Below are 13225 nucleotides of genomic sequence, written 5' to 3'. Positions count from 1 at the left end.
CCCCTAACCCCTATCCCCTAACCCCTATCCCCTATAACTAATCCCTATCTCTTCATAAAATCTTTCAATTAGAAAACTATTTACAATCTTCAAAAACATCCTACTTTTGCACCCGTAAACAGAACATAAAAACACAAAATAATATGTCATTTGTAGGAAAACAATTCCCCAATATCGAGGTAAACGCAATGAGCGACCTCGGCGATACATTCAAAATCAACGTGCTTTCTGAAGCCGTAAACAGTAAAAAGAAAGTACTTCTTTTCTGGTATCCAAAAGATTTTACTTTCGTATGCCCTACCGAGCTCCACGCTTTCCAAGAAGCATCAGCCGAGTTCGAAAAACGCAACGTAAAAGTAATAGGTGCCTCTTGCGACACTGCCGAAGTACACTTCGCGTGGCTCAACACCCCTAAAAACAACGGTGGTATTGAAGGCGTTACTTACCCTATCCTTGCCGATAGCAACCGTAACCTCGCTCGCACTTTAGGTATCCTCGACTCTCGTGAAATTTACGACGAAACTGCCGATGCTTACCTCCTTGAAGGTGACGATGTAACTTTCCGCGCTACTTACCTTATCGACGAAACAGGTAAAGTATTCCACGAAAGTATCAACGATATGCCTTTAGGTCGTAACGTAAAAGAGTACTTGCGCCTTGTAGACGCTTACACTCACGTACAACAACACGGCGAAGTTTGCCCAGCTAACTGGGAAGAAGGTAAAGACGCTATGAATGCTAACCGTAATGGCGTAGCAAGCTATTTAGCTTCTCACTAAAAAACTGAAAACTTGATCATTGTAAATAAGCATTGACTAAAAAACTCAACACTATTTTTTTATCACTATGACAGAACTTACCCAAGACAATTTGCAAGAAATCATAGCCGCTAATCCCCTCGTATTCGTACAATTCGGCGCAGGATGGTGCGGTAACTGCAAAATCATAAAACCCAAATTCAAAAAGTATGCAACCGAAAACCCTAATGCTACTTTTGTATATGTAGATGCTGAGGCTTTCCCCGAGTCACGCAAACTCGCCAAAGTGGATAACTTGCCTACATTTGCCGCTTTCAAAAACGGTAATTTGGAAAAACAATTGCAAACTAACAAAGCCGAACTCCTAAAAGAATTTATAGATGAGATTACCGGTAATTAAACATATCGTTCAGTTTATCGAGAACAACGACCAAGATTACGTGAATGAGACCATCGAAACTCTCGAAAATCTCATAGAATGCGAACATCTCAAAGATGAGGAGTTAGACGTAATAGGCGAATTGCTCTCCAATTTCTACGGAGCTATCGAAGTTGATAACCTCATCAAACAAGGTACTCCACAAAAAGAAGCCCTCAACACCTTTATGAAGCGCGTTGTAGGCTCAATCGACAAGTAAAATTATTATTATTTCTTTCACTAACTAAAAACGAAAAAGCCGTTCAGAGGGGTCTGAACGGCTTTTTCAATTCCCCAATCCTCTAAGCCAATTTGCTAATTCTCTAATTTGCTAATTTGCTAATTCCCACCCTCTTACCTCTTATCTCTTACCTAAAAAAACTTTTGCATATCTCAAATATTTGTCGTAATCTTGCCCCGAAATAATGTCAGCTCGATATAACAGAATATTGATTTACAGTTTTGTCACAGATATACTCACAAAATAATTCAGTCAGGTGAAAATTCGTGAGATAATATATTCACCGTCAGGTGAAAATTCGTGAGATAATGTCAGGTGAAAATTCGTGAGATAATATATTCACCGTCAGGTGAAAATTCGTGAGATAATAAAAAAATAAAGACTTTTATGCTCTCCCAAATCTGAAAATTCGTGTTTCACATACCCAGCTGCGCCAACTCGCTGGCTTTGTGGGAAATTAAAAATATTTTGCTGATTGTTAAATAATTACTTACGTCGAACTCACGTTAAAATAAACAACGCACAACTAACGATCAAATAGTAATAACCAAATAAATATAAAAACAAATGAAAAAACTTTTTATCATTGCAGCAATGGCTGTAGCGGCAATCACTACCGCCAACGCCCAAGAATTCAAAGTAGGAGCTAAAGCAGGCTTCTTAATGTCTAATGTTTCTGTAGATAGTTCTTCATTTATAGAAGAAGCAGGAAAATTATCTACTTCCAAACTAAACACCGCTTTCCGACCTGGTTTTCACTTTGGAGCTTTCATTGAATATGGCTTCAACGAAAAAATATGGGTAGAAGCTGGAGTAGACTATGCTTTCCAAGGAGCCAATCTAAAATCAATTGAGGGTACTGTAATAAATGTTAGTGACGGAAGTCTTATTGCTTCCGACAAAGCTAATATTAAAAATGGATGGTTAAAAACCCAACAGTTTAACATCCCTCTTTGGGTGAAGTATGATATCAGTGGCTTCCGTCCTAAAGTAGGTGTAAACTTAGGTTTTCTTTCAAAAGTTAAAGCAAATTCAGAAATTGAAGGAGGTCCAACCGTTGAAAATAAATCTTTAACCCCTGATAAAAAATTCGACTTTGGTTTAGGATTTGGTGCTGAGTACAACTTGCCTATGGGACTCTTCTTTGATGCTACCTTCAATTTAGGTCTTACCAAACTATCCACTAAAGAAAAAAATGATGACGGAACATATAGTGAAGGTAATAAATTCAAAAACCGTGTCATCCAAGTAGGTGTAGGCTACAAATTCTAAAACTAAACCACACAAGTAATAATTACAAAAAGCTGTCTAAACCCTTAGGCAGCTTTTTCTGTACAATCCCCTCCCTCCTCCTCTGAGATTCTCCCAGTTTCTCCAAGATTCTCCGAGCCCCTCCCCCACCTCCGAGATTTTCCTAGTTTCTCTGAGACACTCCCCCTTCATCACAACATCACCGTCAGGTGAAAATTCGTGTAATTCGTGGGAATTATAATATCCCTACACTTTTCCAAAGTTTCTAATTACTCATCGTGTTACGCCCTTTACCAAAGTTGATTACTCTGATAATCAATCACTTTTAAAGTATGTTGTGTAGGGGCGTTTTGCAAACGCCCATTACAAAAAACCGTTACAAACACCCTTTGCAAACACCCATCACAAATACCATTACAAATAGAGCTTTTTAAACAGCTCCCTCTATAACAATCGCCCTCTATCCGAGATTCTCCTAGTTTCTCCCAGCTTCTCCGAGCCCCTCCAAGATCCTCCGAGCCCCTCCAAGACACTCCCCCCTCATCTCAACATCACTGTCAATTAACAATTATTTTGTATCTTTGCCCCAAAATCAAATAAACACCCATTCAATATGAAAAAATTTTTAATAGCTTTAGCAGCAGTAATTACTCTTGTCGCTTGCAAAAGCAAAGACGACAACGATACCCCTAACCAACTCATAGGTGGTTGGAAATTAGAATCTATCACTGATAATAATCAGCCCATACCTCTTACTGAATGTGCTAAAAATGTAGTTATCTATTCAGCTACCGAAACCGAAGAAATATTTTTCAAAGATGATGGTACCGGTAAGTGTGTTTACGACAAGGACGCTAGTATCGAAAAACGTCCCTACAGAGTACGTGGTAATATCGTTATCGCTACAAACCCCGCTATCCAACAAGATTACCCAGCAGAGTTTGCTATTGAGGGTAATAAAATCACTTTCAAAGTAAAGGCTACAACCCAGTCTGGTCAAACAAATAGAGTTTTAGTATTTCGCAAACTCTCCCCACAAGAACTCACCGAAATAGAAAAATTAAAAAATCTAAAACCTTAGGCAGCTTTTTCTATAACAATCCCCCTCCGAGATTCTCCCAGTTTCTCCAAGATTCTCCGAGATTCTCAGAGCCCCTCGAGTTTTTTTTTAAAAATCACAACTCATTAATTATCAATACACAACAGCTACTACCACTGTTAAACTTTTGTTAAACCTTCAAATTATTTTGGTATTTCAAAAAAACGCCGTACCTTTGCCAACGCAATGAGGGTGGTAGCTCATTGTAAAACTTCAAATAATAGTTTTCATAATTTAAAGTTTTGGTTGGTTAATGGAAAAGTCCGATAGCAATATCGGGCTTTTTTCTTTTTATTAACCGTTAATTGATAATTCTTAATTGTTAATTGATAATTATTTTGTACTTTTGCCTCGAATATACAATATAAAAGCAAAATGACCCCTATATACAACCAGTTACTCATCCCCTTCCTCACTGCAATGGCTGTAGCAATTACTATGGGAGGTAGTGGCACTGCCCCTGCTTTCTCAGCCAGCTATGGCGCTAATGTGATTAGGAAGTCTATCATTCCAGGGCTTTTTGGGATAATGGTGTTTGTAGGTGCTTTTATAGCAGGTAAAAAAACAGCTGGCACTATGGGTAGCGGCATCCTACCTTCAGAGTTTATGGACTTCACCGTCGTCTCTATTGCCCTGTTTTCCATAGCTGTAACAATGCTCATCTCTAATATATCAGGCATCCCCCAATCCACCAGCCAAGCAGCCGTGCTCGCTTTAGCCGCCCCTGCCTTGTATTTCGGTAGGTTAGACACCCATAACCTCTTTGTCGAAATCATCCCCGCTTGGTTTATACTGCCCATCATATCCTATTTCCTCAGCTTCTTTGCTGGGAAATATATATACCAACCTATGCGCCGTCGCGGACTCACCATTCAGCGCGCTCAAAATGAGAACAAACGCCATATATGGGACATCGTGTTAGTAATAATGGCTCTCTATGTATCGTTTGCCATAGGCTCTAACAACGTTGCCAATGCCGCCGGCCCCCTCTATACGATGACCATCAACGAGCTACACATCCGCGAAAGCGATCATATCGTCATCCTAATGCTCGCCACCTTAGTAGTAGCCCCCTGTTTCGGTATTGGTGCTTCCCTATTTGGGCATAAAATACTCAAAAATACCGGTAAGGAAATCATCCTCTTTGGCAAGTTCGAAGCTGTAATCATCGCCTTCATCTCAGGTAGCCTACTCCTGCTCGCCTCAGTAGTAAAAGGTATCCCTACCTCCTTAGTACAAGTAAATGTAGCAGCTATTTTAGGTATAGGCGTCGCCAAAATGGGACACAAAAATATATTTCGCAAAACCCAAGTAAAGCGATTTTTCACAATGTGGATGATTGCTCCTGTTATATCCTTTTTACTCTCTCTACTGTTGATTTTTTTAGCAGATAAAGCTAATTTGCTCTAATAAAATACTTAAAGAATTGTTAAAAAACAGACGAAATGCCTTGTGAATGAGTAAAATCTACCAAAGTGGAAAAGATATACAACTAATTATAAATCAACAGTATACTAAAATGTATAAAATATTTTAATATTAATATAGCGTTAAAATACTAAAACAAGCATACTATATTCAAAAAAAGTAGTATCTTGCGCCCGAATTTTTATGCTAACAAGTGTTTTTACTATGAAAAGAAGTTTATTAAGAATCCCTATTTGCATAGCTCTTACAGGCTTATTGCTCACCAGCTGTGGAGGCAAAAAGTCTGATAGAAATGTATCAAGTGCAACAGGATGGAGAATCAATGCTAAAGAAGGCGGATTCCAATACAACACCGATTTCAAAGATCAAGAAACCGGTCCTGGGCTTGTGCTTATCGAAGGTGGTACTTTTACTATGGGGCAAGTGCAAGATAACGTGATGCACGATTGGAATAACACTCCAACTCAACAACACGTACAATCCTTCTATATGGATGAAACTGAGGTAACCAACAAAATGTATATGGAGTACCTCGATTGGCTCAAACGTGTGTTCCCTCCTGATCAAGAGCAATACCGAAATATATATATAGGTGCGCTCCCCGATACTTTGGTATGGAGAGGCCCCTTGAGCGCTAACGAAGCAATGGTAAACAACTACTTGCGCCACCCTGCTTATGCCGAGTATCCTGTAGTAGGTGTAAACTGGGTTCAAGCAGTACAATTCAGCTCTTGGCGTACCGACCGCGTGAATGAGGCTATCCTCGAACGCGATGGTTACCTCGCCCGTGATGCTCGTTACCAAGTTGACGCGCAAAGTACTTTCAGTACTGATACTTACCTCAACGCTCCTACCCAAACTTACGGCGGTAAAATCGCTGGCGAAATGGGGGGTAAAAACACCAATAAAGATGGTGAACCAAGCTACGCTAAACAAACCAGTGGTGTGCTATTGCCCGAATACCGCCTCCCTACTGAAGTAGAATGGGAGTACGCCGCTAAATCACTCAACGGTATCCGTGAGTACAACTCTTTACAAGGTAGAAAAAAATACCCTTGGGATAGCCAATACACCCGCTCTACTAAACGTAGCACTCGTGGCGAATTGATGGCTAACTTCAAACAAGGTAAAGGTGACTACGGCGGATTAGCCGGTTGGTCAGACGATAAAGGTGATATCACCGTAGCTGTAAAAACTTATCCACCTAACGACTTCGGTTTGTATGATATGGCTGGTAACGTTGCCGAATGGGTAGCCGATGTATATCGTCCTATCGTCGATGATGAAAAATCCGACTTCAACTACTACCGTGGTAACGTGTATATGAAACACGCTATAGGTGAAGATGGCAAACAAATCGTAGTAACTCCTGAATCAGTAAAATACGATACCTTGTCTAACAGAAAAATCATCGCTCGTAACCTCCCTGGTAACTTGGCTACTGTGCCAATCGACTCTAACGAAACTTACTTGCGTTACAACTTCACACACGCCGATAACCGCAGTTACAACGACGGTGAAAAATCTTCAACTCGTAACTTCCGTAACCAAGGTGGCTTAATGGCTCCAGGTGCTGAGTATACTAACTCTATGTACAACGCCCCTCGCCCTAAAAAACCAGGAAGTGAACTCAATGGTAAAGATTACGACACCTCTAACGACCGTACTTCTCTCATCGACGACGAAGTTCGCGTATTCAAAGGAGGTTCTTGGAGAGACCGCGCTTACTGGATCGACCCAGCTCAACGCCGATTCCTCCCTCAATACATCGCTACCGATTACATCGGATTCCGTAATGCTATGAGTCGTGTAGGTTCTAAATCTAAAACTAATCACCGTACTCCTAAAGGATAAATTTTTAAAACTAATATAGAAAAAGTGCTGTAAATAGTAATGTTTACAGCACTTTTTTCTATTATACCTTTCTTTATAATATCTACAAAATCATATTTGTATTACTACACTTTGCTAAAATTTTCTGCTTATACAGCTCACACTAAAAAATATTCACTAAAAAGTGAACTTGTAATAAAATATTTTGTACTTTTGCAACGAAAAAACATAATCAATTATGATAATAGAATTTGAAGAAGAATGTTTAAGAGAGTTATATGAAGAAGGAAAAACAAAACATAAAAAGTATAAAAACCTACCAAAGGATATAGTGCAACGTTTTGTAAAAACTATTCAAAAACTGAAAATAGCTGATAGAATAGAAGACTTATTTCTGTATAACAGTCTTAACTATGAAAAATTGAAAGGAGATAAAAAAGGTATAGAATCTGTTAGAGTAAACAATAAATATCGAATAGAATTCATTTCCTCTATAGAAGAAACCGACGAAACTCCCCCTACTATTATAACAATATGTTCCATAATAGAACTCAATAACCATTATTCTTAAAAAATAGAAATTATGAAGCCAAATAATAACAACTTAATACCTTTTAAAGCCATACATCCAGGTGAAATCATAAAAGATGAGCTTGAGGCAATAAATATGACTCAAAAAGAATTAGCCATTCTTTTAGGAGTTAAATCATCGTATATCAATGAAATTATAAAAGGAAAGAGAAATATAACTGCCGAAATAGCTGTGCTATTAGAAGAAGTATTCAAAATCCCTGCAATGCATTGGATGAGTTATCAATCTCAATATGATATCGACCTACAAAGAATAAAAGAGCGAAATATAAAGCGCGCTAGCTTAATCCCTTTATGGGGAGTAGTAAAACAATATGTCTCTGTAAAATCTCTTCAAAAATTAGGATACTTAAAAGATGATTTAGAGTATAACTACAATACTATCAAAGAAATATTTGGAGTAAATAGTGTAGATGAACTCGTCTCTTTCTTTACTAAAAAAAGACAGTCATTAGACAAACTCAATGAAGAAGAAAAAAATACAATCACTTGGGATGCCTTAGTCGCATATAATGCAAATAGAAAATGAAAAATCTTTACCAAAAATTCCTCGCCTCTACAGGCGTCTCTACCGATACCCGCAATATTGCCAAAGGTAGTATTTATTTCGCACTGAAAGGTGCTTCGTTCAACGGAAATACCTTTGCTGCCGAAGCCCTCGAAAAAGGAGCTCAATATGCCGTAATTGATGAGGCTGCTTATCAAACCTCTGATAAAATGATCTTGGTTAGCGATGTACTCACTACCCTACAAGAACTCGCTACCTATCATCGTAACTCCCTCAAAACTCTTGTGATAGGCATTACCGGTAGCAATGGCAAAACCACTACCAAAGAACTCATCAAATCTGTTTTATCACAACAGCTGAACGTAGTAGCCACTCAAGGCAACCTCAACAACAATATAGGGGTACCACTCACCCTGCTTTCTATCAAACCCGAAACTGATATCGCTATTGTAGAAATGGGTGCCAATCACCCTGGCGAAATTGCTTTCCTCTGTAATATCGCCCAACCTGATTACGGCTATATCACCAGCATTGGCAAAGCACATTTAGAGGGATTTGGCTCTTTTGAGGGCGTTATACAAACCAAAGGCGAACTCTACGACTACCTCAAAGCGCACCAAAAAACCATCATCGCTAATGCCGATAACCCTATTACCGAAGCCCTCTTAGCCGATTATCACAACGAGTATAGTTTCGGGGTAGGTAAAGGGGTGAATGTAGCCGTACAGTGTTTGGGCACTCAACCCGTAACCATACAATTTGAAGATGCCTCAACACAAACTACCGAAGAAGGGGGAAAGGTTCTAATAGAGGGATTTACCGATGCTCCTACCGTAGCAACTTCACATTTAGTAGGTAGCTACAATTTCACCAATATAGCCGCTGCAGTAGCTTTCGGCAAATTTTTCAAACTCTCTAACGAGGCTATAAAAAGAGGTATTGAAGCCTATATCCCGCAGAATAACCGCAGTCAGTTGATGCAATGGGGTAGCAATACTGTATTGCTCGATGCTTACAATGCCAACCCCAGCAGTATGGCCGCTGCTATCGACAATTTGCTTACAATGAGTGACGAGAAGAAGAAAGTACTCATTTTAGGGGATATGTTTGAATTAGGAAACTACGCTGCAGAAGAACATCAGCGTATAGTAGATAAACTTAAAAATTATGAGTGGGAAGGCGTATATTTGGTAGGAAGTAACTTTGCCAAAACCCAAAGCCCTTATCCGCAATACGAAACTTTCGAGGCTTTCAAAGAGGTCTTCCCTACCCTATCGTTCAACAATTGTTTGTTACTCATCAAAGGCTCACGCGGTATGGCACTCGAACGCTTAATTCAGGTAAAATAGGTTACAAGTTATAACACTTTGTCAAAGTCCAAGGACTTTGACAAAGTCTCTTCATTCACTATTCACTTTTTTTCTTCACTTGAAAAAGCGTGTGGCTATTGCCGCTGCCTAAGTTGTCATAGATAGCACTTACTTCCAATCCGGCGCGCTCCACACAGCGTATCATATCACCAGAGTAGTACATCTTGCTGTTGCCGTTTGCCATTGCGGTAAAGTAAACGCTTATTTGGGTAAGGCAATACGCCCCTGTTTCGTGTTGTTGTCTATCCCAGTAGGCTTCGAGTATGTAAAGCGAGGTATGCTCGTCCATTGCAGCTGCTGCACGCGTGAGAATGCTCGTTACTTCATCTTCAGAAAAACAATCTAAAAACTGACTCATCCATATTGCATCAAATCCTTTAGGGAAAGGCACCGAGGCGTCTAAGAGGTTCGCAGGATGTCCCGCAATGCGTTCAGCACCTGTTTTGCCAGCGGTATTGGCTTTCATCAACCCTAATTGTTGAGGCAAATCCATAATGGTTACCTGCACATCGGGGTTGTACTCCACTGTTCTCAAAGCAAATCTACCGGTATTGCCGCCCACATCGAGCAGGGTTTTCACGGGTTGTTTGAAAACGATGTTCAAAGCATCGTCAAACGAATAATCAGAATAATAATGATCGAAGGCGAACCATTTTTCTTGGGCTTTAGGAGGCAGTTGTGAAAGTCCCTCGTAGATAGTAGGCCAAGAGCCAAATACTTTTAATCCTGAAGGTTTGCCCTCGGTAAGAGCCTCTTCGAGGTGGAATAAGCCTTCGTAGCACACCTCTTGTATAAACTCCATATTCACGCGTGTTGTTTTGTCGCGTAACAAAAACCAACCTGCTTTGGTAATAGAAAATCGGTCGTCGTTACTCACAATTACGGTACCTATAGATAGCGATGCCTCCAAAAGTATTTTCACCGCGTAGTCGCTGAGCTTTGTTTGAGCAGCAACTTCCGCCATTGTAAGACCGTTAGGGGCGTTGCATAACGCTTCCAAAACGCCAAATTTTACCATTAGTTGGGAGATTTGAAAAACAACAGGTCCAAAAGCGATTTCTTGAGCCAAACGCTGAGCCTCAAGGGCTGTTCTCTGTTCTTTAGTGTATTGTTTCTCTAATGCAGGAGTTAAATTCATAAAAGGGTAATGTGTTAATCAGAATCAAGTCGCAAAGATATAAAATAATTACGAATTACGAAGTACGAATGACGAAATATATAATAATGACGAATGACAAATGACGAGGGACGAGAGACGAGGAATAAATGATTAAAAGGTTTTTATTTTAAAAAGTTTTAAATTCTCTTGTGTTTATAAAAAACTATGTATATATTTGCGGCGTAATTAACAATTATTTATCAAACTCAAAGTATGAAACGATTACTATTTTTAGTAATGATGGCTCTTCCTCTTGCCATTACTCACGCACAAAGCGCCTATAAAGGCACTTTACTAAACGAAAAAGGAGAACCTATTTTTGGTGCTAACGTTATCCAACTCACTCTCCCCGATTCTACAATGGTAAAAGGAGCTATTAGCGATGACAAAGGTCTTTTTGAACTGCCCGACAACGCCCAAGGTAAGCCTTCAGTACTTAAAATTACCCATTTGGAGTACAAAGAAAAAGTTCTTACCCCTTCGTCTAACGATTTAGGAACCATTTCCCTACAAAAATCAGTAAATGAACTCGGTGAAGTAGTGGTTTCGGCTCATCGCCCTGTGATGAAACAACAAGGCACTGTAATTACTGCCGATGTAGCGGCTTCTTCATTGAAAAACATCCCTAAAGTAGACCTTTTGCTCTATTTCTTGCCTGGGGTATCAATGTCGTATACCTCTTATGGCGTAGAAGTATTTGGCAAAGGAAAACCTTTGTTCTATATCAACAACAAGCGGGTGCGCGATATGAACGATGTGTACCGCCTTTCTCCCAAGGAAATAGACCGCATTAGCTTGGAAACGCAACCGGGTGCTGAATACGACAACAGTGTGGGGGCGGTGATTCACATTTTTCTCAAAAAGAAACAAGGCGACGGTCTCAGCGGTGGTGTGAGCGTGGAAAGTCGGTTTAAAAAAGGACAAGAAGGCTTTGTGGATGCTCACCTAAACTACCGTTCAGGCAACACCGATGTTTTCTTCTCAACACACACAGATGTCTATCACAACTTCAAACGCGAAAACGATCAAGAGTTGAATGTGCATACCCAAGCCAACAATTGGCAAGTGCACACCGATGAAATAGTGAAAGATAACACTCGTCGTTTCTATGCTAAAACAGGTTTCTCTCACGAAATCAACGATAAACATTCATTGGGGGCAAGTGTGTGGATGACTACAAGTCCGCTATCGGGGCGTAATATTACCGAGCAAAATACAGCTACTTACCGCAATGGAACCCTTACCCAACAAGGATTGAACACTTTCGACCGCCTCAACAAGGATACACGCCTCAATGCCAATGTGTATTACGATGGCAAACTTTCCGATAAACTCAAGTTGCAAACCGATGTGTTCTATGCAGGTGCTTTCTCTAATTATCGTTCTGATATTGTAGAGCGCAACCTCACCACACCTTCTCAGCGCAATATCAACACCCATTCGGATGCGCAATCACACTTGTGGACGATGAAAACTAATCTCACGCAGCGAGTAGGCAAAGGCTTGTTAGGTTATGGTGTGGAAGCCAGCACCCTATCGCGCTACGACAATTATAAGGACAATATCAGTACTCCTACCGATATTGACAACAAGGAAACGCAATCGGCTGCTTTTGCGAGTTATTCGTTCCCTTGGTATAAAACCAAATGGAAAATAGGCGCACGTTACGAATATACTGATTTTGGCTATTTTGAAAATGATGTGAAGAGCAATGTTAAAAGCCGTAGTTACAAGCACTTGCTCCCTAATATTTCGGTAGCATTCCCTTGGCATAAAACCGAATGGTCGTTTAGCTATGCCAAAAAAATCACTCGCCCTGCCTTCTATGAACTTTCCGACCGTTTTACGTATGAAACCCCTTTTCTCTACAATCGCGGTAATACCGATTTGCAACCACGCCTAAGTGATGATTTTTCACTCTTGCTTACTTATCAAATCGTCTCTCTATCAGTAGATTATTCATTGGTACACAATGGTTTTTTTGAAGATTACCAATTGTCGCGTACCCTGCCTAATGTAGTAGAGCGCTACATTCACAATTTTGGTGACTACCAAAGATTGAAATTAGGACTTTCGGCTTATTACCAAATAGGGCGTTGGGTACCAAAACTCGATTTGATGTACGGCAAACAGTTTGCTAATGGCGTTTTTGAGAACAACCAACCCGTTTTTGTTGCTAATTTGATGAACCAATTTAGCCTAAGCGACAATGCTAATCTCTTTTTGATGATGATGTATCGCAGTAAAGGAAGTAAGGATACTGCTTATGGTTATAAACCTCAAGGAATGGTAATTTTGATGTTTTCACATTCTTTCCTCAACAAATCATTGGAAGTGTATGGAGGTGTAATGGATATTTTTAACCAAATGGGAACTTATGACAGATTTCAAAATCCTTATGTTACTAATAATAAGCATTTTGATAGCAATACACGTTCATTTCGCATTGGGTTAGAGTACAATTTCAATGCTACTCAAAGCAAATACAAGGGTCAACAAGCCGACGGTGACCAGAAAAACAGAATATAAGTTGTGTGTGGGCGTTTGCAAAACGCCCGTACATAACATA

Annotated in this window: 12 protein-coding genes; 11 read left to right on the top strand and 1 reads right to left on the bottom strand. The window is 39.9% G+C overall.

The window, feature by feature from the left end; translation table 11 throughout:
- The first annotated feature begins 143 nt into the window (after positions 1-143).
- The 10 genes from HMPREF9073_RS13140 (at position 144) to murF (ending at position 9476) form a co-directional block, all read left to right on the top strand.
- A complete protein-coding gene (locus HMPREF9073_RS13140; RefSeq protein ID WP_009414272.1) occupies positions 144-779 on the top strand; it encodes a peroxiredoxin in 636 nt (211 codons plus the stop codon).
- A 67-nt stretch (positions 780-846) separates the two neighbouring features.
- On the top strand, positions 847-1158 hold the full coding sequence (locus tag HMPREF9073_RS13135; protein ID WP_009414271.1) for a co-chaperone YbbN: 312 nt from the start codon (positions 847-849) through the stop codon (positions 1156-1158).
- On the top strand, positions 1139-1396 hold the full coding sequence (locus HMPREF9073_RS13130) for a hypothetical protein (RefSeq protein ID WP_009414270.1): 258 nt from the start codon (positions 1139-1141) through the stop codon (positions 1394-1396). The genes HMPREF9073_RS13135 and HMPREF9073_RS13130 overlap by 20 nt, the downstream gene beginning before the upstream one ends.
- 588 nt (positions 1397-1984) lie before the next feature.
- Positions 1985-2689 (top strand): porin family protein, encoded by a 705-nt coding sequence (locus HMPREF9073_RS13125; protein WP_009414269.1) that lies wholly within the window; start codon positions 1985-1987, stop codon positions 2687-2689.
- Between the two features lie 592 nt (positions 2690-3281).
- Positions 3282-3749: a lipocalin family protein gene (locus HMPREF9073_RS13120; protein WP_009414268.1), complete on the top strand. Its 468-nt coding sequence runs from the start codon at positions 3282-3284 to the stop codon at positions 3747-3749.
- Between the two features lie 393 nt (positions 3750-4142).
- Positions 4143-5177 carry an inorganic phosphate transporter gene (locus HMPREF9073_RS13115; RefSeq protein ID WP_009414267.1) on the top strand — a complete coding sequence of 345 codons (1035 nt, stop codon included), beginning with the start codon at positions 4143-4145 and terminating at the stop codon, positions 5175-5177.
- A gap of 201 nt (positions 5178-5378) precedes the next feature.
- A complete protein-coding gene (gene gldJ, locus HMPREF9073_RS13110; protein ID WP_009414266.1) occupies positions 5379-7049 on the top strand; it encodes a gliding motility lipoprotein GldJ in 1671 nt (556 codons plus the stop codon).
- A gap of 217 nt (positions 7050-7266) precedes the next feature.
- Positions 7267-7599, top strand: a complete 333-nt coding sequence (locus tag HMPREF9073_RS13100; protein WP_009414264.1) for a type II toxin-antitoxin system RelE/ParE family toxin — start codon at positions 7267-7269, stop codon at positions 7597-7599.
- A 12-nt stretch (positions 7600-7611) separates the two neighbouring features.
- Positions 7612-8148 (top strand): HigA family addiction module antitoxin, encoded by a 537-nt coding sequence (locus HMPREF9073_RS13095; RefSeq protein ID WP_009414263.1) that lies wholly within the window; start codon positions 7612-7614, stop codon positions 8146-8148.
- The gene (gene murF, locus HMPREF9073_RS13090) at positions 8145-9476 is read left to right on the top strand and encodes a UDP-N-acetylmuramoyl-tripeptide--D-alanyl-D-alanine ligase (RefSeq protein WP_009414262.1); all 1332 of its coding nucleotides are present in this window, start codon (positions 8145-8147) and stop codon (positions 9474-9476) included. The genes HMPREF9073_RS13095 and murF overlap by 4 nt, the downstream gene beginning before the upstream one ends.
- Positions 9477-9534: 58 nt before the next feature.
- Here murF and HMPREF9073_RS13085 read toward each other — a convergent pair whose 3' ends face one another.
- A complete protein-coding gene (locus tag HMPREF9073_RS13085) occupies positions 9535-10635 on the bottom strand; it encodes a methyltransferase (protein ID WP_009414261.1) in 1101 nt (366 codons plus the stop codon).
- Between the two features lie 234 nt (positions 10636-10869).
- Between HMPREF9073_RS13085 and HMPREF9073_RS13080 the strand changes: the two genes are divergently transcribed.
- Entirely contained in the window at positions 10870-13185 is a 2316-nt protein-coding gene (locus HMPREF9073_RS13080; RefSeq protein WP_009414260.1) for an outer membrane beta-barrel family protein, read from the top strand.
- The last annotated feature ends 40 nt before the right edge of the window (positions 13186-13225 follow it).

Origin of the sequence: Capnocytophaga sp. oral taxon 326 str. F0382 (genome assembly GCF_000318295.1) — a bacterium.
In the GTDB taxonomy this organism is placed as follows: domain Bacteria; phylum Bacteroidota; class Bacteroidia; order Flavobacteriales; family Flavobacteriaceae; genus Capnocytophaga; species Capnocytophaga periodontitidis.
Note: the sequence above shows the minus strand (reverse complement) of the source record. Positions and strands in the feature narration are given on the sequence as shown.

What these genes read in the sequence shown, in the direction of transcription:
- HMPREF9073_RS13100 (WP_009414264.1), top strand. Translation starts at nt 7,267, where the DNA reads ATGATAATAGAATTTGAAGAAGAATGTTTAAGAGAGTTATATGAAGAA.
- HMPREF9073_RS13095 (WP_009414263.1), top strand. Translation starts at nt 7,612, where the DNA reads ATGAAGCCAAATAATAACAACTTAATACCTTTTAAAGCCATACATCCA.
- HMPREF9073_RS13115 (WP_009414267.1), top strand. Translation starts at nt 4,143, where the DNA reads ATGACCCCTATATACAACCAGTTACTCATCCCCTTCCTCACTGCAATG.
- murF (WP_009414262.1), top strand. Translation starts at nt 8,145, where the DNA reads ATGAAAAATCTTTACCAAAAATTCCTCGCCTCTACAGGCGTCTCTACC.
- HMPREF9073_RS13140 (WP_009414272.1), top strand. Translation starts at nt 144, where the DNA reads ATGTCATTTGTAGGAAAACAATTCCCCAATATCGAGGTAAACGCAATG.
- HMPREF9073_RS13130 (WP_009414270.1), top strand. Translation starts at nt 1,139, where the DNA reads ATGAGATTACCGGTAATTAAACATATCGTTCAGTTTATCGAGAACAAC.
- HMPREF9073_RS13120 (WP_009414268.1), top strand. Translation starts at nt 3,282, where the DNA reads ATGAAAAAATTTTTAATAGCTTTAGCAGCAGTAATTACTCTTGTCGCT.
- HMPREF9073_RS13085 (WP_009414261.1), bottom strand. Translation starts at nt 10,635, where the DNA reads ATGAATTTAACTCCTGCATTAGAGAAACAATACACTAAAGAACAGAGA.
- HMPREF9073_RS13080 (WP_009414260.1), top strand. Translation starts at nt 10,870, where the DNA reads ATGAAACGATTACTATTTTTAGTAATGATGGCTCTTCCTCTTGCCATT.
- HMPREF9073_RS13135 (WP_009414271.1), top strand. Translation starts at nt 847, where the DNA reads ATGACAGAACTTACCCAAGACAATTTGCAAGAAATCATAGCCGCTAAT.
- HMPREF9073_RS13125 (WP_009414269.1), top strand. Translation starts at nt 1,985, where the DNA reads ATGAAAAAACTTTTTATCATTGCAGCAATGGCTGTAGCGGCAATCACT.
- gldJ (WP_009414266.1), top strand. Translation starts at nt 5,379, where the DNA reads ATGCTAACAAGTGTTTTTACTATGAAAAGAAGTTTATTAAGAATCCCT.